The organism is Frankia sp. CgJB1, assembly GCF_977947065.1.
Genome location: NZ_CDWTNB010000277.1, coordinates 1 through 3,020, shown reverse-complemented (window position 1 = coordinate 3,020; position 3,020 = coordinate 1). Strand labels below are relative to the sequence as shown.

1 protein-coding gene and 1 pseudogene are annotated in these 3,020 nt (G+C 69.8%); one reads left to right on the top strand and one right to left on the bottom strand.

Annotated features, from left to right (window positions below; all coding sequences use genetic code 11):
* A pseudogene (locus tag AC08OT_RS19800) lies at positions 1 to 1,320 on the bottom strand (LON peptidase substrate-binding domain-containing protein); the annotation flags it as partial.
* A 265-nt stretch (positions 1,321 to 1,585) separates the two neighbouring features.
* Here AC08OT_RS19800 and AC08OT_RS19795 point away from each other — a divergent pair.
* Positions 1,586 to 2,554, top strand: a complete 969-nt coding sequence (locus tag AC08OT_RS19795; RefSeq protein ID WP_476603184.1) for a pirin family protein — start codon at positions 1,586 to 1,588, stop codon at positions 2,552 to 2,554.
* Positions 2,555 to 3,020: the final 466 nt, after the last annotated feature.

Below are 3,020 nucleotides of genomic sequence, written 5' to 3'. Positions count from 1 at the left end.
CCTCGTCCCGCACGCCGCCGAGGGCGACCCGGACGAACGACCGGCCCATGGCCCGGGCGATCGATTCGCCGAGTGATGTCTTGCCGACCCCGGGCGGGCCGGCGAGTGCCAGCACGGCACCGCCGCGCCGGCCACCGACGACGCCGAGACCAGCATCGGCCCGGCGCTTGCGCACCGCCAGATGCTCGATGATGCGGTCCTTGACGTCGTCGAGCCCGGGTCGAGTACCGCGCGGGCCGCGGCGATGTCGTAGGAGTCCTCCGCCCGGACATTCCACGGCAGGTCGAGGATGGTGTCCAACCAGGTGCGGATCCAGCCGCCCTCCGGGGAGGAATCCGACGTCCGCTCCAGCTTGTCGACCTCCTTCAACGCCGCGGCGCGGGCCTTCTCCGGCAGGTCGGCGGCCTTGACGCGGGCCCGGTAGGCGGCCGGTTCGGAGCCGCCGTCGCCGCCCGCGCCGGAACCCGGACCGGAGCCGCCCAGCTCGGCCAGCTCCTTGCGAATGGCGTCGAGCTGGCGGCGCAGCAGGAACTCACGCTGCTGGCGGTCCATGCCCTCCTGGACGTCGCGGCGGATGGTCTCCGCGACGTCCAGTTCGGCCAGATGGTTCTTGGTCCACGCCAGCAGCCGTTCAAGCCTCGTGGCGACGTCCGCGGTGCCCAGCAGCTCGATCTTCTGCGCGGTGGTCAGGTAGGAGGCGTAGCCGGCGGTGTCGGCGAGCGCGGACGGATCGGTGATCGCCGCGACGGAGTCGACGACCTGCCAGGCGCCGCGCTGGCGCAGCAGGTCGGTGACCAGGGCGCGGTACTCCTTCGCCAGGTTCTCGACCTTCGCCGGATCCTCGCCGGTCCGCGCGGGGGCGGCGTCCGCCGGAGCGTCGAGAGTGCCGGACGGCGGCCCAGCCCCCTAGTTCACGACGGCCCCCTCGTTCACCACGGTGTCGCCCCACACGGCGTCGACCCAGGTGACGTCGCCGGGACCCGAGCGCACGCCGCCGACACGGGCCCGGGCGGTTCCGCGGACGATCGCGGCCGAGCCCCCTCGCGGCAACCGGCCGACCTGTTCGATCACCCCGACGGCGGCCACGTCGGCGAGCGTGCCGTCGGTCCTGGGAACCAGCAGCACCTCGGCGGGCCGGCCCGCCGGCTGACCGGAGATCCCCGGCGCCCGCGCGTCGGGAGCGCCGCGGGATCCGCCGGCACGGGCGGCTTCGACGGCGGCTCGGATCTCACCATCGGACATGTCGAGAGACACGATCATGCCCGGTAGCACGACGGCGTCGTCGAGCGGCAGGACGGGCAGCACCCGGATCTGTGGCATGTGGTCCATCTTCACGTGAAGAAATTGAGTCACTTACACTGAAGTCCTTTTAGCTTACCGTTGTTCCCGGGATTGATCGCTGAGGGCGAACGCTTCTCGTTCGCGCCCTGATGATCAAAGAATTCGCCGGAAGGATCGAGGGTGGCCCGTGGTTGCGCGGGTTGGTAGTTGCATCTACAGGTAGAGGCGCCGGGATGAGCTGCTCGAGCAGGTGGAGCTGCTCGAGCAGGTCGACCGGCGATCGTGAGCCCGCCAGGAGGACGACATGCCTGCCGTCACCGCCGATACCGTCCGCCTGCCTCGGCTGGCTGAGCCCGCGCTCGGCAAGGTCGACCGTCCGGTGCGGAGGGTGACCGCCGCGCCCACCGGGCTGGAGGGCGAGGGCTTCCCGGTGCGTCGGGCCTTCGCCGGAGTACGGCTCGCCGAGCTGGATCCGTTTATCCACATGGACGAGATGGGCGCCGTCGACTACGGGCCGGGCGAGCCCAAAGGAACCCCGTGGCATCCCCACCGCGGATTCGAGACCGTCACCTACATGATCGACGGAACCTTCCAGCACCAGGACTCGCACGGCGGCGGTGGACTGATCGCCGACGGCGCCACCCAGTGGATGACCGCCGGCGCGGGCATCCTCCACATCCAGACGCCGCCGGAGAAGCTTGTCGTCAGCGGCGGCCTGTTCCACGGTGTCCAGCTCTGGGTGAACCTCCCGGCGAAGGACAAGTTCTCCCCGCCGCGGTACCAGAACCTCGAGGGTGGCCAGGTCTCCCTGGTGTCCTCGCCGGACGGCGGTGCCCTGCTGCGGGTCATCGCCGGTGACGTCGGGGGCCACCGGGGCCCGGGTGCCACGCATACCCCGATCTCCGTCGTCCACGCGACGCTGACCCCCGGCGCGGCGGTGCACGTGCCGTGGAACCCCGAGTTCAACGCGCTCGCCTACGTCCTCGGTGGCCGTGGGACGGTGGGCCCGGACGCCACGGTGATCCGGGCCGGTCAGCTCGCGGTCCTCGGAACGGGGGATCTGCTCGGTGTCGCCGCGGACGACCGGCAGGACGCGTCCTCGCCGAACCTCGAGGTCCTGCTGCTGGGCGGTCGGCCGATCCGGGAACACGTCGAGGTGTACGGCCCGTTCGTCATGAACACCTGGGCCGAACTGCGCCAGGCCGTCGAGGACTATCAGGCCGGCCGGCTTGGGGTCATTCCGGCGAACGCACTGATGCCGCATCGCGTCTGAACCCGATGGCATTTCCGGGTTCCCGTGCGGACCTGAGGTGAAGAGCGTCCCGTCATCCGCCTGGCGCCCCGCACGATGCCCGCCCCCGCCTCGTACCAGCTCCGCCGCATCCCCCGTCGTGCTTCCATATGCCACCGTGCGTGCTTCCGTAGGCCACGCCCGTGTCGGTCGAAAATATGGATCGTATGGTGGATAAGGATTCGGAATGAAATAACTTGTTCACTTCGGGGTCCTCGCGAGCCCGTGACCTGCGAAGACGCATATTGGCTTGCATTAATTACTTCATTACGAATTCTAAGTGTTCGGCGCCGTCGACGGATCTCATGACGCGGGCGAGGGGCGGGGCATGTGGCAGGAAGCTGGATCGACGGGATCGGGACCCGACGGGGGGCCGCGGCCACGGCGGGCGGAATGGCCGGGGGCGAGTCTCAATGCCGCTTCCACTAGTTGGATCTTGATGGTCGTC

What these genes read in the sequence shown, in the direction of transcription:
- AC08OT_RS19795 (WP_476603184.1), top strand. Translation starts at nt 1,586, where the DNA reads ATGCCTGCCGTCACCGCCGATACCGTCCGCCTGCCTCGGCTGGCTGAG.